Raw genomic sequence first — 22,277 nt, 5'->3', positions numbered from 1 at the left:
CCGAAGCTGTCCCCATGGCCTCTGGGCCGCCTCACGATCAACCGATTGCCCGGTCCGGCGTTCCTGCTACGGAAACGTCCGGCCGCTGCCCCCTTCCCTGGTCGTCACGCGGTCTGCGGGGTGGTGCTCCGGGCGCCCCATCGCCGCGTCCGATAGCGGCCCGCGGCTCTGCACATGACGTAGATGGTGAAGGAGATCGTCGTCACGTACGGGCTGATCGGGATGCTGCTGCCCAGCGCGAGGAGGATGCCGCCCTCGATCGAGGCGACGGCGAAGACGACGCTGAGGACCGGCAGCAGAACCGGTGAGGCGGTGACGCGGGCGGCGGCCGCGGCGGGGGTGACGATGAGGGTGAGGACCAGCAGCGCGCCGACGATCTGCACCGACAGCGCCACGGTGAGTCCGAGCACGAGCATGAAGACGAGGGAGAGCGTGCGTACGGGTACGCCGCGGGTCTCGGCGACGTCCGGGTCGGCGCTGGCGAAGGCCAGTGGGCGCCAGATGAGGGTCAGGACGACGAGGACGAGGGCGGAGGTGCCGAGCAGCCACGTCATCTCGGGGGTGTCGACGGCGACGATCTGCCCGGTGAGAAGCCCGAATTTGTTGGCCGCCCGGCCTTTGTAGAGGGCCAGGAAGAGGACTCCGAGGCCGAGCCCGAAGGGCATGAGGATGCCGATCACCGAGTTGCGGTCACGTGCCCGGGCGCCCAGGATGCCGATCGCCCCCGCCGCCACGAGCGAGCCGACGATCGAGCCCGCCACGATGTTGACCCCCATCAGGAGCGCCGCCGACGCGCCCGCGAAGGACAGCTCGCTGATGCCGTGCACGGCGAAGGGCAGGTCGCGCATGATGACGAACACCCCGGCCAGGCCGCCGACCAGGCCGAGCGCGGCGCCGGCGATGAGCGAGTTGCGGACCAGGGCCAGCAGTTCGCCGTAGTTGTCGAAGGCGAAGATCTGGTGCCAGATCCCGTCGGCGAGCGTCATGGCCGGACTCCGTCGATCGTGGGGGATGCGGCCGCCTCGTGGGCGGGGTCATGGGCGGGGTCGTGGTGCGGTGGGGCGATCTCGTCCGGCGCCCCGACGACCAGGACCCGGCCGCGTACGCGCAGCACGTCGACCTGGGTGCCGTACAGCTCCGACAGTGACTCGGACGACAGGACCTCCTCCGGTGTCCCGATCCGGTGGCCGCCCCGTGCCAGGTACAGCACCCGGTCCACCAGGCCGAGTACGGGATTGATCTCGTGGGTGACGAAGACGACTCCGGTGCCGTGGGAGCGGCGCCGGGCGTCCACGAGTTCGGTGACGGCCCGCTGGTGGTTGAGGTCCAGGGAGAGCAACGGCTCGTCGCACAGCAGGATCCGCGGGTCGGTGGCGAGGGCCTGGCCGATCCGTACGCGCTGCCGCTCGCCGCCGGAGAGCATGCCGAGGGGGACGTCGGCGTAGGACGACGCTCCGACCGAGGCGAGAATGTCGTCCACCCGGCGGCGGATCGCGCCGCTGCGCGGCCGTGGCCCGAAGCGGTGTCCGTCCATGCCGAAGCGCACGAGGTCGCGGGCGCGCAGCATCGCCTGGGCGGACAGCGCGGCTTGTTGCGGTATGTAGCCGATGTGCCGGCCGCTTCTCCCGGCCGGCCGGCCGAGGACGGTGAGGGTGCCGGCGGAGAGCGGCTGCCGCCCCAGCAGGGCACGCACCAGGCTCGTCTTGCCCGATCCGTTCGGTCCCAGCACGGCCAGGAATTCACCGGACCGCACATCGAGATCGAGTCCCTGCCACACCGTTCGCTCACCGTAGGAGACGGCGGCGCCGCGCAGGCTGAGCAGCGGTGTGCTGTCGTCAGGCGCGCCGGATCCGGTCCGGCGGGCCAGGGGTACGGGAGCCACAGCCGCTCGTCTCACTTGGCGAGCGCGCTCGCGAGCGCGTCGACGTTCGCCGTCATCCAGCCGAGGTAGTCCTTGCCGTCGGGCAGGGTCTCGGTCACGGGCACCACGGGGATCCCAGCGGCCTTGGCCGCGTTCTTGACCTTCTCCGTCTGCGGGCCGGAGGTCTGTGCGTTGTAGACCAGCGCCTTGACCTGCTTGCCGCTGTACAGGTCGAGGGTCTCCTGCAGCACCTTCGGGGAGACGTCGCTGCCCTCTTCGACGGCCTCGCTGAATTCCCCGGGCGTCTTGTTGACCAGGCCGCTCGCGTCGGTCATGTACAGCGGAACCGGCTCGGTGATACCGATGCCCTCGCCGCTGTGTTCCTTCTTGATCTCCGCTTCCTTCGCCTCCAGCGGCATGAGCTTGGACTTGAACGTTGCGGCGTTCGCGGTGAACGTGGCGGCGTCGGCCGGGTCGGCCTTGCCAAGTGCGGCGGCGATGGTGTCGGCGAGTCTGCCGACGGTGGGGAAGTCGTACCAGACATGCTCGTTGAGTTCGCCGCCCTTCGGGGCGGTCTTGCCCGAGATCTTGACGGCGTTGATCACCTCGGCGGAGGAGTTGCCGCTCTTCAGCATCCGGTCGATGAAGTCGTCGTAGCCACCGCCGTTCTCGATGACGACCTTCGCCTTGGACAGGGCGAGTTGGTTCTGGGTGTTGGCCTCGTACGAGTGCGGGTCCTGGTCGGGGTCGCTGATGATCGAGGTGACGTCGACCTTGTCGGCGCCTATCTGCCCGACGATGTCCCCGTAGACGTTGGTCGAGGCGACCACGGAGATCTTCGCCGCGGAGGCAGCGGAAGAGGTGGCGGTGGAAGCCGAGGCCGAGGCGGACGGGCTGTCGCTTCCTGAGTCCGACGAGCTGCCGCAACCGGCCAGCAGGACCAAGGAGGCGCCGGCGACGAGCGCCAGGCTGCGGGACGGGGACGGGTGCATGGGGTCCTCCACGACTGGTCGAACGAAACGTATGCGCTGGTAGTCGGCTCGGCTCGGCCGACACCGGACAGCGACCACGCTAGATGGAAATGAATATCGCCACCATAGCGATCTCACGGCAACATGAAAATCGTTGCCAAATTTTGACGCCCGCCTCCGGGAACAGCGACTTACCGGCTACGAAGAGTGATCCCCGCCCGCACAGGCGGGGCATGTACCGGTGAGCTCGACGGTGTGCTGGACATCGGCATAGCCCGAGGTGGCGGCGGTACGGGCGGCCCACACCTCGACCGCCTCGGCGTCGACGGGCATCCCCAGACCACAGATCCGGCAGAGCAGGTAGTGCCGGTGCTCCTGACTCGGCCGGTACCGGAAGAGGCGTTCCCCACCGGGCTCGCGGACGACGTCGGCGCGGCCCGCGTCGGCGAGCGCGGTCAGCGTCCGGTAGACGGTGCTCAGACCCACGCGCTCCCCCGCCTCGACCAGGCGCTGGTGCAGATTCTGGGCACTTGTGAAGTCGGCGGCACGGATCAACGCGGCCAGCACGGTGGCTCTTTGCTGGGTGCGACGGCCAAAGGGCGCCGCTTCGGAAGGGCTCGTCGGGCCGGCACGGTCCATGTCGGCTACGCTAAATGGAAACGACTTCCATAAACAACTACATATGAAAATCATTACCATTGCGTGACCTACGACCCCACCGCCGCCGGGCGTCGGGCGGCCGGGCCGACGCTCCTTCTGCGGCGCAGGCCCGCCAGGAGTCCGTGACGGGGGGCCAGGAACCAGCAGGCGACGAACACCCCGGTGGCGACGAGGACGATCAGACCGCCGGCCGCCAGGTTGTAGGTGTACGACAGGTACAGCCCGACGACCGCGGACAGCGTGCCGATGGCCGGCGCCAGCAGCATCATCACGCCGATGCGGTCGGTCAGCAGCCGGGCGCAGGTCGCCGGTGTGATGAGCAGGGCGAGCACCAGGACGTTGCCGACGGCCTGGAGCGAGATGACCACCGTGATGGTGACCAGCGCGTACAGCACCAGGTCGAGGGCGAAGACGGGCAGGCCCAGCGCACGCGCCGTCTCGCGGTCGAGGCTGACCGCGACGAGTTCCTTGTGGAGCAGCAGCGCGGCGGCCAGCAGGACGGCGCCGGTCACCGCGACGGTGGTGACGTCGCGGTCGCTGATGCCGAGGATCTGGCCGAAGAGGAAGGACTCCAGCGAACCGCTGTAGCCGGGCGCGGTGCTCAGGACGACGATGCCCAGGCCGAAGGCGGCGGCGAAGAACACGCCGATGACGCTGTCCTCCTTCAGGCGGCGGTTCTGGGAGAAGACCGCGGCCGCGATCGCGGTGAGCAGTCCGGTGACGGCGCCACCGATCACCAGGCTGGTGTGCAGGACGAAGGCGATGGCGACACCGGGGAAGACGGCGTGGGAGACCGCGTCGCCGATGAAGGCCATGCCGCGCAGGACGACATGGGTGCCGATGACGCCGGAGACGATGCCGGACATCGCGGCGACGAGGAAGGCCCGTTGCATGAAGACGTGCTGCCAGGGATCGGCCAGGTAACCGAGCAGGCCGTTCACCGGATCACACCCAGGGAGTGCAGGAGCTGGTCGGATCGCGTGACGCCGAAGGCGCGCAGCCAGATGTCGGGGTCCCGCAGGTCCGAGGGGTGGCCGTCGGCCACGACGGTCCGGTTGAGCAGACACAGCCGGGTGCACATCGCGGCGGCGGCCGGCAGGTCGTGCGTCGTCATGAGCAATGCCTTGCCCTCCTGGCGCAGTTGTCCGAACAGGGCGGTGAGCAGTTCCTGGGTGGGGACGTCGAGTCCGGTGAACGGTTCGTCCAGCAGCAGGAGTCGCGGGTCGAGTGCCAGGGCGCGGGCGACCAGGACCCGCTGGCGCTGGCCGCCGGACAGTTCCCCGATCGGGCGGCGGCGCAGGCCGGTCATGTCCACACGTTCCAGCGCCTGGGCGACCGCGTCCCGGTCCGCCGCGCCCGGACGGCGCAGCCAGCCGACGCGGTGGACCCTTCCGCTCATCACCGCCTTCTCCACGGATGTGGGGAAGTCCCAGGCGAATTCATGGCGTTGGGGCACGTAGCCGATGGTGCCGCGCCGCTTGACAGGTGGCTCCCCGTCCAGCGTGATGGTCCCGCCGTGGTGGGGCAGCAGCGCGAGGACACAGCGCAGCATCGTGGTCTTCCCGGCGCCGTTGGGACCGATCAGGCCGACCAGTTCGCCGCCGGACACGTCAAGCCGCACATCGTGCAGCACGTCCCGGCCGCCCAGCTGTACGGACAGCGATCGGATGCTCAACAGGCCGTGGGATGCGCCGGGTTCAGACACGCGGCTCCTCCAGATCCGTTGCGGGAACCGCGGACGCGGTCGTACGGCGGCGGCGCACCAGCAGGACGGCGCAGCCGACCGAGAGGAGAACCGCCGCGCAGCCGTCGGCGATCCACATCCCGCCGTCCGACGAGCCGCTCGCGCCGGCGGTGGGCGCCGTCGAGGCGGTGGTCGGGGCGGTGGCGGGTTTCTCGGTGGCGAAGGCGAGCCGGGGGTCCTGCGGGCCGACGGACAGGCGCAGGGTGGCTCGGGTGTCGTAGGCCGTTCCGCTCAGCGACCGCGCGCTCATGCGGATGCCGAGCAGATACGTACCCGGCGCGCTGAACGCCCAGTTGCCGTGGACGTGGCTGTTGATGTCGATGCCGGTCTCCTGCGGCAGCCGCCTGGCGGTGTCGAAGAGGATCGTCGGCGTCCCGAAACTCTCGTTGACGAAGAGCAGGAATCTGCCCGGCCCACGGACGCTTTCGAGTTTCCAGGTGACCTCTCGGTCGACGGTGTGGACGATGCTGGGGTCCTGGCTGTTCCAGCCCGGCCACAGCACCCCCTGTTGCTGGACCTGCGGCAGCAGCCAGACCTGGTTGCCGGCCCGGCCGAGGAAGGAGAATCTCTTGTCGGCGGGGACGGTGACCGCGGCGGCGTCGACGGCTTGCAGGACCGTGTCGTCCGGGTCGCGCCACACCGGTGAGGGTCCGCTGTCGTCGCGGATGCCGATGATCCAGCGGCCGTGGTCGAGGCGGGGGCCCATGTCGATGTGGCCGTCGGAGATCACGGTGCGGCCGGTGGCGGTGGGCACGGGCCCCTCCGCCCGCGCGGGGAGTGCGCCGGTGCCGACGACGCAGAGGGCGAGCAGCAGTGCTGCGGCTGTCGTACGCCGCGGCCGTGGGCGGAGCGGGTTCACCGGGCGGCTCCGCCCAGGCAGGAGACGAGTTCGTCGGCGTTGTGCCGCATCATGTCCAGGTAGTGGCGGACGTGGGAGTCGAAGGCGTCGCCGTACAGGGTGCAGACCTTGACGTGCTGGTCCTTGGCCACCTGGGTGAGGACGGTGGCGCGCTGCGCGAGGTTGGGTTCCATGAACACGGCCGGTACGTGAAGGTTGCGGATGGTGGATGTGAGCCGCTGGACGTCGTCGGCGCTGGGTTCCTGCGCGGGGTTCGGTACGACGAAGCCGGCGACCGTCATGCCGTACGCCTTGGCGAGGTAGCCGAACGCATCGTGCGTGGTGATGAGTTGGCGCCGGTCCGCCGGTATGCCGCCGATCCTGCGCGTGAGATACGCGTCCAGGTCGTCCAACTCGGCCTCGTACGTAAGGGTGTTGCGGTCGTAGACAGCCGCGCCGTCCGGATCCTGCTTCTTGAGGGTGTCGCGGATCAGCTGGACGTACGCCTTGGTGTTCTCCGCGTCCTGCCACAGGTGCGGGTCGATCTCGCCGTGCACATGCTTGCCGAGTACGGCCTGCGGCAGCTGGTGGATCTCCGCGCCCGGGGTGCCGAGGAAGGAGAACGCCTTGTCGCCCGGGACGTGTTCGAGCGCCTTGTTGGGGACGTCGATGACGACGTCGTCCGGCGGTATCTCCTCCTGCGTACGGCCCTTGGTCCGCAGGTCGGTGAACGCGGACAGCGCGCCGGTGTCGAGATCGACGGTGAGGTCGGTGTGGCCGTTGTCCAGGATGGTGGTCCGCGGTCCGGCCACGGTGTGCGGGTCGACGCCGACGGCGAAGGTGAACGTGCCGCTGCCGAGGTCGCGCGCCGGCCCGTCGAGGTTCTTCAGCCGGGCCTTGAGCGTCAGCCGGTAGACGCCGGGTTTGGTGAAGGCCCAGTTCAGGTGGGTGTGTGCGGCCGGTGGCAGCGTCGTGGTGTCCTTGGCGTCCAGGCCGTCCGCGGAGTCGAAATAGACGACCGGCTGCCCGAGGGACTCCGTCAGATAGGCGATCAGGCTGCCGGGGCCCCGCACGGCGGTGGCGGACAGCTGGATGTCGGAGGCGCGGGTGGCGCCGAGCGCCGTTCCCTCACCGCGGACGCGCAGCCCGAGCCAGAGCACGTCCAGACCGATGTTCTCCACCAGCGGGATGACGTCGGCCCCGTACGTCTCGGACGCCTCGGCCAGCGACACATTGGGCGTGTTCTTGCGGGCGTTGGAGTCGATGGTCTTGATCAGGGCGTGCTCTTCGAGGAGCAGGTGATTGGTGAAGGTGACGTCCGCGGCGGCGACTTTCGCGGCGTCGCGCGGGGTCGGCTCGTAGGAGTGGGGGTCTCCGCCGGGCGGCACGATGGAGGCCACGGAGACCCGGTCGCCGCCGACCTGCTTGACGAGATCGGCGAGGATCTCCGTCGTGGTGACGACCTTCAGCGAGGCATCGGATCGTCCCCCGGGGCTGCCTGCCGGATCGCAGGCCGTGAGCGCCAGGCCCGCGACGAGGGTCGCGGCCAGGACTCCGGCGAGGCGGCTGGGCGCACGCATCAATGGTCTCCAGGTCATGAGAACGGTCATGTGGCGGGAGGTCGGGTGGCAGGAGGTCGGGTGAGGGAGGCCAGGTGGCAGGAGTTCCGGTGGTGGGAGCCCCGGCGGGCGGAGGTCCCGGTCACCTGCCGGAGCCCACGGCCCGACGGCTCGTGCGGCGGGTCAGCCATACGGCGGTGCCGCCGGCGGTGAGCAGCGCCGCGGCGCCCGCCGCCAGTGCGGGGGTGCCGTCGGCTCCGGTGTGCGCCAGGCTGCCGCCGGGTGCCGCCTGCCGGCCCCGCGGGCCGTCGGTCGCCGAGGGAGCGGCGGCGGACGCCGAGGACGAGGGTCCGCCGGACGGAGCGCCGCCCGTACCCCCGCCGCTTCCGCCGGTGCCGCCGGTACCTCCGGTGCCGCCCGGGGAGGACCCGTCGGCCGTACCGTCCCCGACGGTGAAGGTGTACGTCCGGGTGTCGGTCTGTGCCGTCCCCGACGCCGGCGTGCCCTTCAGGCGGAAGGTCAGTTTGTACGTCCCCCGGGCGCTGAATCCCCAGTTGGCGTGGGCGTGGACGCCGAGATTCACCTTCTGCGTGTCGGGCAGGCCGTCCCGGCTGTTGTAGATCACCTGCGAGCCGCCGAGGCCCGCGGTCTGCCACACGGTGACGGAACCCGGTCCCGACACCGAGGTCAGCGTCAGGTCGACCGGCCCCTTGAGACCGGGCGGACGCAGTTCCTCGGTGTTCCAGCCGGCCCACACCACACCCGGCTTCTGCACCTGGGGAATCAGCCAGAAGGCGCTCCCTGGCTTGCCGAGGAAGGAGTACGCGGAGCCCGCCGGGACATGCTCGATCGCCTTGTCGTTGACGTGGACGACGACCGAGGACGGCTCCCGCCACACGATGTCGTCGGCGGCACGGCTGTCCTTGAACACCAGCCGGAGCCGGCCGTCAACGATCCGGCCCGCCAGCGCGTCGACGTGGCCGTCGCCGATGGTCACGGGTGCGGACCGCAAGGCGTCGGAGGCGACGGGGGCCTGCAGTGTCCGCGCCGCGCGTGCGGCCGGCGGACCGGACGGTCCGGGATCGGCGGAGGGCGACGGGCCGGCCGGGGCCGCTGTGTCGCCGACCCGGACGGCGCGCCGCACCGTGGTCCGTACGGTGCTCCCGTCGGCGAGTTCGGCCGTGGCGTCGAGGGTGAGGGTGTAGTCGCCGGGGCGGGTGAAGGCCCACACCAGCGGACCCGACGCCGCTGCCGGAAGCGCGTTCGCGTCGGGCAGGCCGTCCGCGCTGTTGAACAGTTCGGTGGGAGCGGCGGCCGTACCGGCGTCGGTCGCGTCCCCCGGGGCGTAGACGACGACTGCTCCGGGGCCGTCGGCCTCGGACAGCGACCAGTGGACGCCGTCCGGGCCGAGGTCGCCGGGAGCGACCTCGGTGGTGTCCCACCAGGCGCCCTGTCCCCCGGGCGCGGCGCCGGTCTGCCACAGGGTTTCGCCGGGCGCGCCGAGGAAGGCGTAGCCCGGATCGTCCGGGACGGTCGTCCGCGCGGCGGAGTCCAGCCACAGGTCCACAACGGCCTTGTCCGCGGGGTTGGTTGGGGATGCGGGCGGCGTACGGAACGCCAGCGCGCCCTCCCGCAGCGCGAGCACGACGTCGTCAGGGGTCGTATGCCGGGCGGCGTCCGCGGTGTCGGAGGGCGCGTCGGCGTGGGCGCCGCCGGCCACCACCCAGATCAGCGCGACAGCCGACCCTGCCGCCGCGGCCCGAAGTCCTGTCGGGTTCTTCATCGCGATCGCTCTTCCTTGCACGGGGTGGGTGGGATGGGATGATCGGGCGGTCCGTGGCCCGGTCCCTCCCTCGACGGGGGACCGGGCCACGGGCGCCGGCGGTCTAGCTGTTCAGCACCTGGAAGGTGTAGGTCTTCGGTCCGGTGCTGATGGTCTGGCCGGTGGCGGCGAGCACGCCGCTGACGTTGAACGTCACCTTGTACGTACCGGCCGCGTCGAAGCCCCAGTTGGCGTGGGTGTGGGCGCCGGCGGTGACCGACAAGGAGTCGGGCAGGCCGTCGCCGCTGTCGAAGAGCTTGGTGGGCGTGCTGCCCGCCGCGGTGTAGACGCTGAAACCGGCCGGGGCCGTCACGGAGGTGAGCTGGAAGGTCAGCGTGTCGTTCTGGAAGATCCCGGCCGGTACGTCGGTGGCGTTCCAGCCGGCCCACAGCAGGCCGGAGGTCTGGCTCTGCGGGAGGATCCACGCCGTGCCGTTGGTCCCGAGGAAGGACCAGGCGGGTGTGGTGGGGACGTTGGTGTGCTTGGCGGCCACCGGCACGCTCAGTGTGACGTCGGCGGGATCACGGTCGATGCTGGTGGTCGTGGTGGAGTCCAGCAGGTCGAGCGTGATGGCGCCGCTCGCGTAGTCCACGTCCAGGACGTCGACATGGCCGCTGGACAAGGTGACCGGTGCGGCCTGGGCGGGTGCGGCCACGGCGGCGAGCAGCGCGGCGGCGAGGGCGACGGGACCGACGAGTCGGGCGCGACGGCGCATGGCGGTGTTCCTCACTTCTTGACCTCGAAGGTGTAGGTGACCGTGCGCGACCGCACGGTGTGTCCGTCGGAGGCGAGCTGCCCGCCGGCCTGGACGCGGAGCGTGTACGTGCCGGCCTTGGAGAACGCCCAGTTGGCGTGCGTGTGGTCACCGGCGTGCAGACCGACGGTGTCGGGCAGGCCGTCGGCGCTGTTGACCAGGACGGTCTCCGGGTCGCCGAAGACGTCGTCGGTGTAGACCGCCACCCGGCCGGGGCCGGACAGCGACAGGAACTTCACGTTTACCGCGTCGTCCTGGAAGATCCCCGGCTCCAGCTCCTCCGCGCCGAACCCGGCCCACAGCAGGTCGGGGTTCTGCACCTCGGGGAGGATCCACACCGGGGCGCCCGCCGCGCCGAGGAAGGAGTAGGCGGAGCCGGCGGGAACGGTCGTACGGGACGCGGGCAGCGCGCGCAGCACCACGTCCTCCGGGGCGTGTTCCACCTCCTCGGCCCCGCTCTCGTCGTGGACCGCGATCTCCAGCGTGTCGTCCTCGTAGGACAGGCCGACGACGTCGACATGGCCGTGGTCGAGGACGATCGGGCAGGCGGCGCGGGCGGGGCCTGCGGCTATCAGGACGGCCGTCATGGCGGCGGCTCCGGTGAGGACCCGCAGCGAAGAGTGACGCACAGTAACTCCCTTCCGGTGCTCGGGTGAGCTCCGACGTCGGGACGATAACCGTTTTCATTTTCGATAAGCAAGAGCGCGCGGAGCATTGCCGGAAAGGTCGGGTTACGCGGCCTTCGCACCGCGACGCCGGGGTGACGCAAGCCATGGGGTGGCCAAGTTATTGAAAATGGCTTCCATATTCGTATACGGTGACGGCCTCCCGCCGCCCACCGAGCAAAGGACTTCCCATGGGCAACGCCGTGCGACCGAGCCGCGGGCCACGCCTGGCCGTCGCGGCCTCGACCGCCGCACTGACCGCCGCCGGCTTCCTGGTCGCCCCCGTGACATGGGCGGCTGACGCTCCGTCAGGCCCGGCCGCCTCCTCGGCCCCGGCCGCCCCGTCGGCGCACGCGGCGCCGGCCGCCACCGAAGCACCGGTCGTCGCCGACCGCACCGTCATCGACGTCGGGCATGTCGACGCGATATCCCCCCGGATGGTCTCCGGCACCTTCCGTACGCTGCTGCTCGACGACCGCGACGCGCTGGCGCCGGTGTGGCGGACCCCGGGATCGGTGATCCTGCACCTGACCCAGGCCGGCGCCGTCCCGATCTCCGACGACACCCCGGGATTCTTCTTCCTCGGCGACCCCGGCAGCACGGTCTGGACCATCCCCCAGACCCAGGACCCGGCCGTCATCTGGGCCGGCTGGAGCACCCAGTCCTTCACCTCGGACAACGTCCGGGGCGACATGAAGCTGACGCTTGAGGACGTGGACGGCCCCGGCGACGTCGTGCTGTGGGAGTGGTCGCCCTTCGGGGAACCCGACATGGTCATCGACGGACGAGCGGGGCTGCCCGCCTCGTACACCGTCCCGACCTTCACCCACCAGCACGCCAACTGGGCGTTCACGAAACCCGGCGTGTACCGGCTGAAGTTCACCTGGTCCGCCGATCTCGTCGACGGCGGTCCGGTGAGCGACAGCGCCGTCTACACCTTCGCCGTGGGCGACGTGGACACCTCCACGATCACCCTTCCCGGTGACGGGCCGACGCCCGACCCGACCACCACGTCCCCGACACCCGACCCCACGACCACCTCCCCCACGCCCAGCACGACCGGGAGTCCCCGCCCCTCGAACTCCACGGCCCCGCCCCCGCCGCCGACGTCACCCACCGGCCCGGCCAGGAGCGCCGACGGCGGCGCGGACGCCTCACCGTCCCCGTCCCCCTCCCCCTCCCCCGCCTCCGTCCTCACGCCCGCCGGCAATCCCGCGAGCGGGCAGACCCCGCAGAACACCGGAACCGGAGCGCTCGCGAGTACGGGCTCCTCCGCGGTCCTCCCCCTGGCCGCAACGGGCGCCGCGCTGACCGCCGTCGGCGCCGGAGCGGTCGTCGCGACCAGGCGGCGGCTCCGCCACCGCGCGTAGTCCACACCCCCATCCACCTCACCCCTCCGCACCGAAGGACCGTCATGGCTGTTCCCAAACGGAAGATGTCCCGCAGCAACACCCGGCACCGGCGTGCCCAATGGAAGGCCGCCGCGCCGCAGTTGGTCCCCGTCACGATCGACGGGGTCGCGTATCTGCTCCCCCGCCGCCTCGCCAAGGCGTACGAGCGCGGGCTGCTCGACCCGAAGGGCTGAACGGCCCGTCCGACCCGTCTTGCCGGCGGCTTCCGCCACCTGCTCAACACCGCCCGACGCGGTCACCCGAACTTCCCCAGGACGGCCGAATCGCCGTCCCCCACCACCCGAGGAAATCCCATGGCCCGACGGTCCGACCCCCGCAGGACGCCCAAGCCCCGCCCGAATCCCCTGGACGTCGCCAAGATCGAGTACATCGACTACAAGGACACCGACTTGCTGCGCAAGTTCATCTCCGACCGCGGCAAGATCCGCAGCCGCCGCGTCACCCGGATCAGCGCGCAACAGCAGCGGCAGGTCGCGCGGGCGATCAAGAACGCCCGCGAGATGGCCCTGCTCCCCTACTCTTCACGGTAGGCGTCCGGGCCTCGGCGAGAAATCCTGACAGCAGGGTGTCGAGGACGCCCGGAAAGTCGTCCCGGCGGTGCTCGCGCGGTGGCAGCGCCGCGGTCACCCGCGCCAGTGCGGGAAGCTGCTCGGGGTCGACCCGGGCCACGGCCCGCTGCCGCTGGCTGGGCTCTCGGGGTGGCTTCAGCGGGTGGCCGTCGAGCAGTTCACCGATGGTCAGGTGCCAGCAGCCGTAGAAGGCGCGCATCGCCTTGGCAGGCGACAGCCCGGCGGCGAGGAAGTCGGCCAGGCAGGCATCGGTGAACCGGAAAGCGGTCTCGGCGACCATCTCGCCGCGGATGAGAATGTGCAGCACCCATACGTGGTCGGCCATATAGGTGTGCGCCGCCAGCCAACGGCGCCGCAGCCGCGTCCGGGGAGTGCGGCCGGGCACCTCCACCGGGAGGCCCTCGGCGATCTGCTCCAGGATCGCCAGCAGGAGCGCGTCCCGGTCGGCGACGTGCCGGTACAACGACGCGGGTGCGGTGTTGAGTTCGGCGGCGACCGCCCGCATCGTCAGCGCTTCCAGGCCCTCGCGCTCAATGAGCCGTCGGCCGGCTGTGACGATCGCCGCCGGGGTGAGCCCCGGCCGCACCCGGCGCCGCCCGTACCTGCCTGTCTCCTGCTCGCCGTCATGATCGGCGGCGGGCACGGAAGCGGCGGTCACGGCAGGTCGCATTCGCCCATGGTGCCATCCGACGCAGCCGCGTATATCGACATCCCTTTCAAGTTAGGGTTACCTTACGCGAACAGCGTACGCATCGGGCGTACGGATCGGACGTTCGTACCGACCACGTGGAGGTTCGATGAGGGACTCGCAGTCCGCGGAGGGTCGGCCGGGGCGGGCAGTCACCGACGGCCCGGCTCCGGCCGCGGCTCCGCCGCACGCCGGACTGGTGCTGGCGACGGTATGCCTGTGCCAGGCCATGGTGGTGCTCGACATCAGCGTCGTGAATGTCGCGCTGCCGTCGATCGCCACGGATCTCGGCTTCTCGCAAGGGTCGTTGTCGTGGGTCGTGAACGCCTACACGCTCGTTTTCGGCGGACTCCTGCTCCTCGGCGGCCGGATCGCGGACCTGATCGGCCATCGCCGCGCGATGCTGGCCGGCCTCGGGCTGTTCGCGCTCGCCTCCGTGCTCGGCGGACTGGCGCAGAGCCCCGGCGAATTGATCGCGGCCCGCGCGGGACAGGGCCTGGCCGGCGCCGTACTGGCACCGGTGAGCCTGACCGTGATCATGGTGACTTTCCCCGAAGGACCGGTACGCAACCGGGCCGTCGGCATCTGGGCGATGGTCGCCGCCGGCGGCAGCGCGCTCGGTGTACTGCTGGGCGGACTGCTCACCGACCTGCTCGACTGGCGCTGGGTGCTTTTCGTGAATGTGCCCATCGTGGCCGTCACCGCGCCACTGGCCTGGCGGAGCATCCACGAGACCCGGGCCCTGGCCCGCCGGCGTCTCGACGTACCGGGGGCGATCCTGGGTACGGCCGGTATCACCTTGCTCGTCTACGCCATGGTGCAGGCCGGCGATCACAGCTGGACCTCAACGGGCACCGTCGTCGGCCTCGTTGGCGCCGCCGTGCTCGGCGCCGCCTTCGTCGCATGGGAGCAGTGGGGCACCCGTGAGCCACTGGTGCGGCTGAACATCTTCACCGTCCGCACCGTCTGGGTCGCCAACGCCGTGGTCGTGTTCATCGGCGCCGCCACCGTCGCCGGGTTCTACTTCGCCTCGCTGTTCCTCCAGGACGTGCTGCACTACAGCCCGATCAAGGCCGGTGCCGCGTTCCTGCCGTTCTGCTTCGGCATCGTCGTCGGCGCCCGCTTCAGCAGCACCATCGCGGCGCGCTTCGGCAACCGCGTCACGATCTCCGGCGGCCTCGTGCTCGGCGCGGTCGGGATGCTGCTCTTCAGCCGTCTGCACGCCGACTCGACGTTCCTGTCCGGATTCCTGCTGCCCTCCGTGCTGGCCTCGATCGGCATCGGCGCCTGCATGGTGTCGAACACGACCATGGGCACGTCCGGTGTGGCCCATCACGAAGCCGGACTCGTCAGCGGACTGCTCAACACCAGCCGGCAGTGCGGCGGAAGCATCGGCCTGGCCGCTCTGTCCACCGTCGCGGTCTCCGCGGCCGACGGCGCCGGCCACGGCGGCTCGCTGCAGGCGATCGTGCATGGCTACGACCGGGCATTCCAGGTCACCGCGCTGCTCGTCCTCGCCGCCGCCGTCCTGGCCGCGCTCTTCACCCCCGTCGGCCGCACGCGCGCGGCGGACGCGGTGAACGCGGTCGGCAAGAGCAGCTGAACGGCACGCACGGCCGGCATCTGCCACGGACTCCCCCGGGGTCAACCGTGGAGCGGCCTCGGTCACCAACCCCGGCCGCCCCACGGACGGGTGAGCAACCTTCCCAAGGGGAGCTCCGCCGGCCGTCCGCGCAGAGAAGACGACCAGCCCCGCCGGAAGATCATACATGCAGAGGTCACTATATTCTCATATGGCAATCCGGGAATTCCAGACACGGGCGATCTCCGGCGCGCGGAGCCGCGGAACGGAAGGGGGCGGAGGGCCGACGCCGACCGACAGCCAGATGAGATTGATTCTCATATGGTACGGTCTGCATGTGATGATCTCCCGGGACGACGCCCCGGCACCTGATCTGCAAGCCGCCACAGAACTACTGCGGGCACTTGCCTCACCGGTACGCATGGGCATCGTCAGGGAACTGGCCGACGGGGACCGCCGGGTCTCCGAATTGGTCGCAGCGCTGGGCGTGACCCAGCCCCTGGTGTCCCAGCACCTTCGGATCCTCCGCAATTCGCGGATCGTGGTCTCGCACCGCACGGCCAGGGAGATCACCTACTCGCTGGCGGACGACCATGTCGCGGAGATCGTGCTGAGCGCGATCCGCCACACGCAGGAGTGAGCGGCAGCCGCAGGCCCGGGGCGCGGCCCGCACCGGCCGCACGGCACGGAGGAGCTTGATGAACGTCGCAGGACAGCCGGGCCGGAGTCGGTCGACACGGCAGCGCACAGCCGTGGAAGCCGCATTGGCGCAGACCGAGGAGTTCCGCAGCGCCCAGGAACTGCATGACATTCTCAAACTCCGCGGCGATTCCGTCGGATTGACCACCGTCTACCGAACCTTGCAGTCGATGGCCGCCGCGGGCGAACTCGACGTATTGCGCGCCGACGACGGCGAGTCGGTGTACCGGCGCTGCTCGAAGGGCCACCACCACCATCTGGTGTGCCGCGACTGCGGCAGGACCGTCGAGGTCGACGGACCGGCCGTCGAGAAGTGGACGGCGTCCGTCGCCGCCGAGCACGGCTTCGTCGACATCTCGCACAGCATCGAGATCTTCGGAATCTGCGCGGCCTGCGCCACGACGTCCGCCCGCGGTCGCTGACCGCGAGGCGCTCTTCACGGCACTCTCTCACCGCGCGCCTGCGGTGGTCGGCCACGCCATGACCGGGATCTCCACCCTCCGCCGGCGCGAATCCGACCGTGGTCAACGGGGCGTCGGCGCCGCGAACCTGGGCCGCGCGGCGCGCCGCACAGCCCGGCCCGCCGCAGGATTGGTCTAGTCCTAAGTCTGGTACAGACCATTGACGCGCACCTGACGAGGGGTTATCCATTTCACCAGCCCTCTGTCGTTCCCTGTCCGTACGGCACCCCCTGCCAGGCCCTGGACGACCGACGCAAAGCGACTGCACGGAGCGCCACCGACGCACGGCGGGCATCGAGACCGCCGCATGTCATGCCCATGCAATGTTCTGAGCTGAGGAGTGTGCATGAAGAGAATCTCCAAGCTGGTGGCCGTGTGGCTCGCCGTGCTGGTCGCCGCGGCGGGGCTGGTGACCTTGTCGGGCGCCGCCACGGCGGCGCCCGCGCCGTCACCGGACGCGAACTCGCCGATGATCGTCGGCGGCCAGCAGACCACTCAGGAATACCCGGTCGGATTCTGGAACGCTTGCACCGTCGTTCTGATCGCACCGGACTGGCTGCTCACCGCGTCGCACTGCACATGGCGCACCGAGGGCGTGACCATCGGCACCGACCGGAGCGCTCCGGTGGCGGAAACGGCGACGGATCGCCGGGTCTTCTTCACCGGCGGGAACGCCGATGTGGCGCTGCTGCACCTCAGCACCCCGGTGACGAATGTCCAGCCGGTCGCGATCGCGCGGACATCGCCGGCGGCGGGCACCGCGACCCGGATCGTCGGGTTCGGGCAGGAGTGCCCGCTCGTGGGCTGCGGCGACACCACGATCAAGGCGAAGGAACTCGACACGACCGTCGTCGACGACTCCAAGTGCCCGGCGATCACACACGGCGACACCGAGATCTGCGTCGGCAACCCCGGTAATGCGGGAGCCTGCTACGGCGACTCGGGCGGTCCCATGCTGCAGAAGACGGACCAGGGCGAGTGGATCCTCGTCGGCGTGGGCAATGGCTGGGGCACCGAGAACACCGACTGCGGCGCCGCGCCGTCGATCTACGCCGACACCACGGAGAAGGGCGGAGTACGGCAGTGGATCGACCAGACGGTCGGCGGCCTGACCGACCCGGGCACACCGCCCACGACGCCGCCCACCACCCCGCCGACGACCCCACCCACCACTCCGCCCGGCGGCACCTGCACGGTGGCACAGTGGACCGCTTCGACGGTCTACGTGAGCGGCAACGAGGTCGCCCACAACAGCCACAAGTGGAAGGCCAAGTGGTGGACGCAGAACGAGGAGCCCGGCACCACCGGAGAGTGGGGCGTCTGGCAGGACGAAGGCACCTGCTGATCCACCGAGGCACCTGAGCCCCGTCCGAAAGGCACCGCCGGTCCGCGGCCGCCACCGAATGGGCTCGGCGCCGGGACCCTGCCCGACCCGGACAGCGCGCCGCGCGGTGGTGACGATCTGTCCGGGTCGCGCAAAACCCCCACGAGTATGCCGTGTTGTCTGATGAAATACGGATCCGCCGGGCCCGACAAAGGGGGGTGCCCGGCCTCGTTCAAGGGATGCTCATGAGCCGTACACGTCTGACCGCTGCCGCCGCCGTCGCGGTGGCCGCCGCAACCGCCGTCGTTCTCGCGCCGGCCCACGCCAGTGCCGCCACCGGATCCGTGCACCTGGCGAAGATCTACTACGACAGCCCCGGCACCGACCGCGGATCCAACGCGAGTCTCAACGCGGAGTACGTCCAGATAGCCAACACCACCGCGAAGGGCGTGAGCCTGAAGGGCTGGACACTGACCGACGCCTCCAACCACCGCTACACCTTCGGCGCCTACACCCTGGGCGCTCACAAGACGGTGACCGTCCACACCGGCAAGGGCACCAACACCGCCGCGAACCGCTACCAGAACCGGTCCTGGTACGTGTGGAACAACGACAAGGACACCGCCACCCTGCGGAAGTCGACGGGCACGAAGGTGGACGTCTGCTCGTACAACTCGACCCGCGTCGACTACAAGAACTGCTGACGCCCCGCCCGGCGCTCCGCCCCCTGGTCCCCGGGCGGAGCGCCACCGGACGCCGGCCCGGGCGCACCAGGACCGTCGGCTCCCGCGGGGGAACGGAGTTGTTCCGACAGGCGGTCGAGTTCGGCCGTCGTCGCCGGTGAGCGGTTGCTGAGGCCGCTGTGGACGGCTGTCGGGCTCTTGAGGAAGCGGCGGAGTACCGCCACGAGGAGGACGGTCGGCAGGACGCGGAGCGCGGCGAACGCGCGAGGGACCGGCGGGGTTCGCAGGGCGGCGAGATTCCGGCGCATGAGGTGGAGCATGGCGCGGACCGCGTCCGGGGACTCGGCCAGCGCCGCCGGGCCGCCGGCGGTGTGGACCGCCTGGCCGAGCGGGACCTCGAAGGCGGCGTGCGTCCGGAGCCAGGCGTCCATCCGCGGCTCGGCCTTGGCGTTGATCCCGGCGGCGCGGAAGGCGTCCACGATCCGTTCCAGGCGTGGGGTGCCGCGGCCGTCCGGCTCGCCGACCGGCATCGCGACCCGGCGGGTGACGGCATTGGCCTTGCGGTAGCGGACGACGTCGCCGTCCATCGTGCCGCCGGTCGCGGGAAAGCCGAGCAGCACCCTTTCGTGGCCGATCACCGCGCCCAACGGCGCCGGGCCGGCCGCCCAGTTGAGCATGAACAGCACGTCGCCCCGGACACCGGCGAGTGATTCCAGCACCTCGTCCACCTGGTGGGTGCGGACGATGACGGCGATGAGGTCGTACGCGCCGTCCGGCTCCTCGACCACCGGTACGGGTATCCGCCGGACAGCCGGGTCGCCCTCCTCGGCGAGCAGCACTCCCCGCTGCCGCAGGGCGGTCAGGCGCTCGCCCCGGGCGAGGAGCGAGACGTCGTGGCCGGCCTCGTGCATGCGGGCGGCGATCAGGGTGCCGCACACCCCGGCCCCGTACACGAGCAGCTTCATGGCGGTCCTCTCCCATGCGTTCGTTTCATACGTTCGCTTGAATCATACGTTCGTTTCATTCAAACATATGTAGAGTCCCTTGTGTGGCGACCCCGGACACCCGCACCCAGATCCTCGACGCGGCCGAGCAGCTCTTCGCCGAGCATGGATACAGCGGCACCTCGATCCGCGCGATCACCAAGCTCGCCGGGGCGAATCTGGCCGCCGTCGGCTACCACTTCGGCTCCAAGGCGGACCTGATGGGCGCCGTCGCCCGCCGCGCGACCGAGCCCATCAACGCCGCCCAGTGCGCCGGCCTCGACACACTCCTCGCCCGCACGCCCGACCCGACGGTCGGCGAGCTGGTCGAGGCATTCGCAGGGCCGCTCTTCGACGCGCTGCCGGGCGGCGACGAAGGCGGCGCCCGCAGATCCCGGCTGATCGTGATGATCCTCAGCGACCCGGCCGAGGCGGCACGCGGCTGGACCGGCCCGGCCGAGGACACGGTCCGCGACCGCTACTTCGCCGCCTTCGCCCGCGCGCTGCCCGGCCTGTCCCCGCAGGAGCTGTGGTTCCGGATGCGCGGAATCCTCGCCGTCACGTCGGTGGACCGCCTCCAGGTCCACCAGCACCCCACCCCCGGCTGCGACTCCCCCACCCCGGGCGAAGCGGCCCGGCACTGGGCCCTCACCTTCCTCACCGCAGCCGTGAGCGCCCCACCGACCAGGCCCTGACGCCCCGGCCGGACGCCGACAGCGGTCGAGCCGGGTCGGTCAGCGCATTTCCCGTTCCCACCACCCCCGCGTGTCGACGTCCGCCGCGTCCGCCAGTGTTTCCAGGTCCGCGATCCCCTCGGCGGCGAGGTCGAGGTCGCGGGCGCGGATCAGGCCGTCGATGTGGGACGCCTTCGTGATCCCGATGATCGGGGTGGTCCCCTTGGCGAGGGCCCAGGCGGTGGCGATGTCGGCGGTGGAGGCGCCATGGGCGTCGCCGATCGCCGCCGTGCGGTCCGTCAGGGTGCGCAGTTGGGGCAGGATCCGGTTGTACGCGGCCGCCCGGCTGCTCCCATCCGGGAGGGGATGTACCGGGCTGTACGTACCCGTCAGTGCTCCTTGTTCGAGGACCATGTACGCGAAGAAGCGCACGTCGTGGTCGCGGCAGTGGTCGAGGATGCCGGTGCGCTCGGAGGGCCGGTACAGCAGACTGAAGTGGTTCTGGACCGCCTCCACGCGGAAGCCGGCCTCACCGAGGATCCGGTCGGCGAGGGCGATCTCCTCCATGCTGTGGTTCGAGACGCCGACGTGCTTGATGGTGCCGCTCTTGAGCAGCGGGATCAGGGGCGGCGTCCACCGTGCCACGTCGGCGGGATTGTGGATCCAGAAGAGGTCCACATAATCCGTACGCAGGCGGTCGAGGCTCTGCTCCAGCATGTCCGCGACCGGGTCGTCGCCGTCGCCCGCGATCTGCGGGGTGAATTTCGTCGAGAGCTGGTATTCGCCGCGGTCAAAACCCGACAGCGCCCGGGCGAGGACGCTCTCCGAGCGGCCCATGCCGTACGCGACGGCGGTGTCCCACAAGGTGAAACCGTTCGCCTGCGCCTTCTCGACCACCTCGCGCAGCCCGGATTCGGTCAGCCGGCTGCCGAAGTAGCCGTCGCCCGCCTCGCCGCTGTCCCCCCAGGCCCAGGTGCCCAGCGCCACCGACGGTACGTTCAACGCCTTGCTCGTTCCTCGACCGCGGCGCACACGACTTCTTCGTCGACCGGGACGCCGCCTGCGCCGCCACCGCCGCCCTGCTGCGCGCCGAGGTGGGGCGCGAGCCCGACGACCGGGCGCTGCGCGAACTCGTCGGCGAACTGTCCACGCTCAGCCCGGAGTTCCGCGGGCACTGGGCCGCGCACGACGTGCTGATCCACCACGACGGTGTCAAGCTGCTCCGGCATCCCGACGTCGGCCGGCTGGAACTGACCTTCCAGTCCCTCGAACTCCCCCGGCCGGGCCGGGCCGTGCACGAGCTGATCACCTACACCGCGGAGCCCGGCACCGCGTCCGAGGACCGGCTCGAACTCCTCGCCATCCGGACGGCTTCACCGTCCCGGTCGGCTCGGGAGTCGTCCGAGCCGCCGCCCGCGCCACGCCCGTAACATCCGTTCCTTGAACGCCTCTCGACGCACGCACTGGGATCGGCGGCCCACCCCACTCCCGGGAGCCCGCATGCGAACCCGGCTCGTCACCCGCCCCAGCTGAGTGGCCGATGCGGTGGTCCCGCGGCCGTGCCGCCCCTGGTCGTCGCGGGCCCGACGGCGGGAGGTCTCAAGTGGCGCGCCCCGGTGCGCAGTCGGCGGTTGTGCCCGAGGGACCCGCCGCCGTGGGCCGGTCGGCCCATGGGGGCGGTGCGGTTCCGGCGCGACCGTGGAGGCATGAACAGACGCATCGTGATCCTGGGGAACGGCAGCACCGGAACGCTGGCGGCCAACAGGCTGCGCCGGCACTTCGACGACGACGTCCGGATCGTCGTGGTCGACAGGGACGACCACCGCGACCCGGAGGTCGAACTCCTCGTCGCCATCGGGGTGATGGGACCGCACGCCCTGCTCCCGCCGGAGGACCGGCGGCTGCGCGCGGGCATCGATTTCCGGTGCGCGGAGATCGGTGCCGTCGACCCGGCCCGGCAGGAGGTCTGCCTGGGCGACGGGACCACGCTCGGCTACGACGTCCTGGTGGTCGCCACCGGCGCGCGGCCCGGGGTGCCGGTGTCCGGGACCGCGCCCAATGTGTTCACCGTCGGAGCCGTCGGAGCCGTCGGCGCGCCTGTGGCCGAGGGGCCGCAGGCGCACGCGGCGGTGGAGCGGCTGGTGGCGGCGGTGAGCGGCTACCTGCTCAGGACGGAGTCGGGCAGCCTGGCCGGCTGACGGCAGGACGGGGATTGCCCCGAACCGATGGGCGACGCGCGCGGCATACCGATACGGTGGATGCCACAGGCTCATGCACGGGCCGGCGTGGCGGCGGGGTCGTGGTGGAGGTCCGGTGATTTCCGGTGGT

General features: G+C 70.8%; 25 protein-coding genes. 11 read left to right on the top strand and 14 right to left on the bottom strand.

The window, feature by feature from the left end; all coding sequences use genetic code 11:
- Nucleotides 1-104: 104 nt before the first annotated feature.
- From BM076_RS06585 to BM076_RS06535, 11 genes are all read right to left on the bottom strand, one after another.
- The gene (locus BM076_RS06585) at nt 105-986 is read right to left on the bottom strand and encodes a metal ABC transporter permease (protein ID WP_093712419.1); all 882 of its coding nucleotides are present in this window, start codon (nt 984-986) and stop codon (nt 105-107) included.
- A complete protein-coding gene (locus BM076_RS06580) occupies nt 983-1,882 on the bottom strand; it encodes a metal ABC transporter ATP-binding protein (protein ID WP_245795799.1) in 900 nt (299 codons plus the stop codon). The genes BM076_RS06585 and BM076_RS06580 overlap by 4 nt, the downstream gene beginning before the upstream one ends.
- An 11-nt stretch (nt 1,883-1,893) precedes the next feature.
- Nucleotides 1,894-2,853, bottom strand: coding sequence for a metal ABC transporter solute-binding protein, Zn/Mn family (locus tag BM076_RS06575; protein ID WP_093712418.1), 960 nt, complete (start codon nt 2,851-2,853; stop codon nt 1,894-1,896).
- A 177-nt stretch (nt 2,854-3,030) separates the two neighbouring features.
- Nucleotides 3,031-3,471, bottom strand: a complete 441-nt coding sequence (locus BM076_RS06570) for a Fur family transcriptional regulator (RefSeq protein ID WP_093712417.1) — start codon at nt 3,469-3,471, stop codon at nt 3,031-3,033.
- A gap of 68 nt (nt 3,472-3,539) precedes the next feature.
- Nucleotides 3,540-4,433, bottom strand: a complete 894-nt coding sequence (locus BM076_RS06565; RefSeq protein WP_245795796.1) for an anchored repeat-type ABC transporter permease subunit — start codon at nt 4,431-4,433, stop codon at nt 3,540-3,542.
- Complete coding sequence (locus tag BM076_RS06560; protein WP_245795795.1) at nt 4,430-5,167, bottom strand: anchored repeat-type ABC transporter ATP-binding subunit; 738 nt, start codon at nt 5,165-5,167, stop codon at nt 4,430-4,432. The genes BM076_RS06565 and BM076_RS06560 overlap by 4 nt, the downstream gene beginning before the upstream one ends.
- Nucleotides 5,168-5,189: 22 nt before the next feature.
- Nucleotides 5,190-6,095 (bottom strand): TIGR03773 family transporter-associated surface protein, encoded by a 906-nt coding sequence (locus tag BM076_RS06555; RefSeq protein WP_245795794.1) that lies wholly within the window; start codon nt 6,093-6,095, stop codon nt 5,190-5,192.
- Nucleotides 6,092-7,654, bottom strand: coding sequence for an anchored repeat ABC transporter, substrate-binding protein (locus BM076_RS06550; protein WP_093712416.1), 1,563 nt, complete (start codon nt 7,652-7,654; stop codon nt 6,092-6,094). Before BM076_RS06550 ends, BM076_RS06555 begins: the two co-directional genes overlap by 4 nt.
- 121 nt (nt 7,655-7,775) lie before the next feature.
- A complete protein-coding gene (locus tag BM076_RS06545) occupies nt 7,776-9,416 on the bottom strand; it encodes a choice-of-anchor M domain-containing protein (protein ID WP_093712415.1) in 1,641 nt (546 codons plus the stop codon).
- A 103-nt stretch (nt 9,417-9,519) separates the two neighbouring features.
- Nucleotides 9,520-10,170 carry a choice-of-anchor M domain-containing protein gene (locus tag BM076_RS06540; protein WP_093712414.1) on the bottom strand — a complete coding sequence of 217 codons (651 nt, stop codon included), beginning with the start codon at nt 10,168-10,170 and terminating at the stop codon, nt 9,520-9,522.
- Nucleotides 10,171-10,181: 11 nt separating this feature from the next.
- Nucleotides 10,182-10,838, bottom strand: coding sequence for a choice-of-anchor M domain-containing protein (locus BM076_RS06535; protein WP_093712413.1), 657 nt, complete (start codon nt 10,836-10,838; stop codon nt 10,182-10,184).
- A gap of 227 nt (nt 10,839-11,065) precedes the next feature.
- On the opposite strand from BM076_RS06535, the gene BM076_RS06530 reads away from it, so the two are divergent.
- From BM076_RS06530 to rpsR, 3 genes are all read left to right on the top strand, one after another.
- Nucleotides 11,066-12,244, top strand: coding sequence for a choice-of-anchor M domain-containing protein (locus BM076_RS06530; RefSeq protein ID WP_093712412.1), 1,179 nt, complete (start codon nt 11,066-11,068; stop codon nt 12,242-12,244).
- 44 nt (nt 12,245-12,288) lie between these two features.
- Entirely contained in the window at nt 12,289-12,459 is a 171-nt protein-coding gene (gene rpmF, locus BM076_RS06525; protein ID WP_093712411.1) for a 50S ribosomal protein L32, read from the top strand.
- Nucleotides 12,460-12,579: 120 nt separating this feature from the next.
- Entirely contained in the window at nt 12,580-12,816 is a 237-nt protein-coding gene (gene rpsR / locus BM076_RS06520) for a 30S ribosomal protein S18 (protein WP_093712410.1), read from the top strand.
- Here the strand turns inward: rpsR and BM076_RS06515 are convergent.
- On the bottom strand, nt 12,770-13,525 hold the full coding sequence (locus BM076_RS06515) for a TetR/AcrR family transcriptional regulator (RefSeq protein ID WP_093712409.1): 756 nt from the start codon (nt 13,523-13,525) through the stop codon (nt 12,770-12,772). The two genes, rpsR and BM076_RS06515, sit on opposite strands and share 47 nt — an antisense overlap.
- A 127-nt stretch (nt 13,526-13,652) precedes the next feature.
- On the opposite strand from BM076_RS06515, the gene BM076_RS06510 reads away from it, so the two are divergent.
- The 5 genes from BM076_RS06510 to BM076_RS06490 all read left to right on the top strand — a co-directional run bounded on the left by BM076_RS06510 (nt 13,653) and on the right by BM076_RS06490 (nt 18,313).
- Nucleotides 13,653-15,146 (top strand): MFS transporter, encoded by a 1,494-nt coding sequence (locus BM076_RS06510; protein ID WP_093712408.1) that lies wholly within the window; start codon nt 13,653-13,655, stop codon nt 15,144-15,146.
- Between the two features lie 319 nt (nt 15,147-15,465).
- Nucleotides 15,466-15,765 carry an ArsR/SmtB family transcription factor gene (locus tag BM076_RS06505; protein WP_093712662.1) on the top strand — a complete coding sequence of 100 codons (300 nt, stop codon included), beginning with the start codon at nt 15,466-15,468 and terminating at the stop codon, nt 15,763-15,765.
- A 58-nt stretch (nt 15,766-15,823) separates the two neighbouring features.
- Nucleotides 15,824-16,246 carry a Fur family transcriptional regulator gene (locus tag BM076_RS06500; RefSeq protein WP_093712407.1) on the top strand — a complete coding sequence of 141 codons (423 nt, stop codon included), beginning with the start codon at nt 15,824-15,826 and terminating at the stop codon, nt 16,244-16,246.
- 385 nt (nt 16,247-16,631) lie between these two features.
- The gene (locus tag BM076_RS38155; RefSeq protein WP_177246352.1) at nt 16,632-17,630 is read left to right on the top strand and encodes a trypsin-like serine protease; all 999 of its coding nucleotides are present in this window, start codon (nt 16,632-16,634) and stop codon (nt 17,628-17,630) included.
- Nucleotides 17,631-17,854: 224 nt separating this feature from the next.
- Nucleotides 17,855-18,313 (top strand): lamin tail domain-containing protein, encoded by a 459-nt coding sequence (locus BM076_RS06490; protein WP_093712406.1) that lies wholly within the window; start codon nt 17,855-17,857, stop codon nt 18,311-18,313.
- Here BM076_RS06490 and BM076_RS06485 read toward each other — a convergent pair.
- Entirely contained in the window at nt 18,298-19,257 is a 960-nt protein-coding gene (locus tag BM076_RS06485; RefSeq protein WP_093712405.1) for a ketopantoate reductase family protein, read from the bottom strand. The two genes, BM076_RS06490 and BM076_RS06485, sit on opposite strands and share 16 nt — an antisense overlap.
- An 83-nt stretch (nt 19,258-19,340) precedes the next feature.
- On the opposite strand from BM076_RS06485, the gene BM076_RS06480 reads away from it, so the two are divergent.
- A complete protein-coding gene (locus BM076_RS06480) occupies nt 19,341-19,970 on the top strand; it encodes a TetR/AcrR family transcriptional regulator (protein WP_093712404.1) in 630 nt (209 codons plus the stop codon).
- A 39-nt stretch (nt 19,971-20,009) separates the two neighbouring features.
- Here BM076_RS06480 and BM076_RS06475 read toward each other — a convergent pair whose 3' ends face one another.
- Nucleotides 20,010-20,951, bottom strand: coding sequence for an aldo/keto reductase (locus BM076_RS06475; RefSeq protein WP_177246343.1), 942 nt, complete (start codon nt 20,949-20,951; stop codon nt 20,010-20,012).
- Between BM076_RS06475 and BM076_RS06470 the strand changes: the two genes are divergently transcribed.
- Together BM076_RS06470 and BM076_RS06465 are read left to right on the top strand one after the other, a co-directional pair.
- Entirely contained in the window at nt 20,861-21,379 is a 519-nt protein-coding gene (locus tag BM076_RS06470) for an MmyB family transcriptional regulator (RefSeq protein WP_177246368.1), read from the top strand. The genes BM076_RS06475 and BM076_RS06470 overlap by 91 nt on opposite strands.
- A 276-nt stretch (nt 21,380-21,655) precedes the next feature.
- A complete protein-coding gene (locus BM076_RS06465; RefSeq protein ID WP_177246351.1) occupies nt 21,656-22,147 on the top strand; it encodes an FAD-dependent oxidoreductase in 492 nt (163 codons plus the stop codon).
- Nucleotides 22,148-22,277: the final 130 nt, after the last annotated feature.

This window comes from Actinacidiphila alni, from assembly GCF_900112845.1.
GTDB classification, from domain to species: Bacteria; Actinomycetota; Actinomycetes; order Streptomycetales; family Streptomycetaceae; genus Actinacidiphila; species Actinacidiphila alni.
The sequence above is the reverse complement of the archived record's forward strand: the minus strand, read 5'-3'. Positions and strand labels throughout refer to the sequence as shown.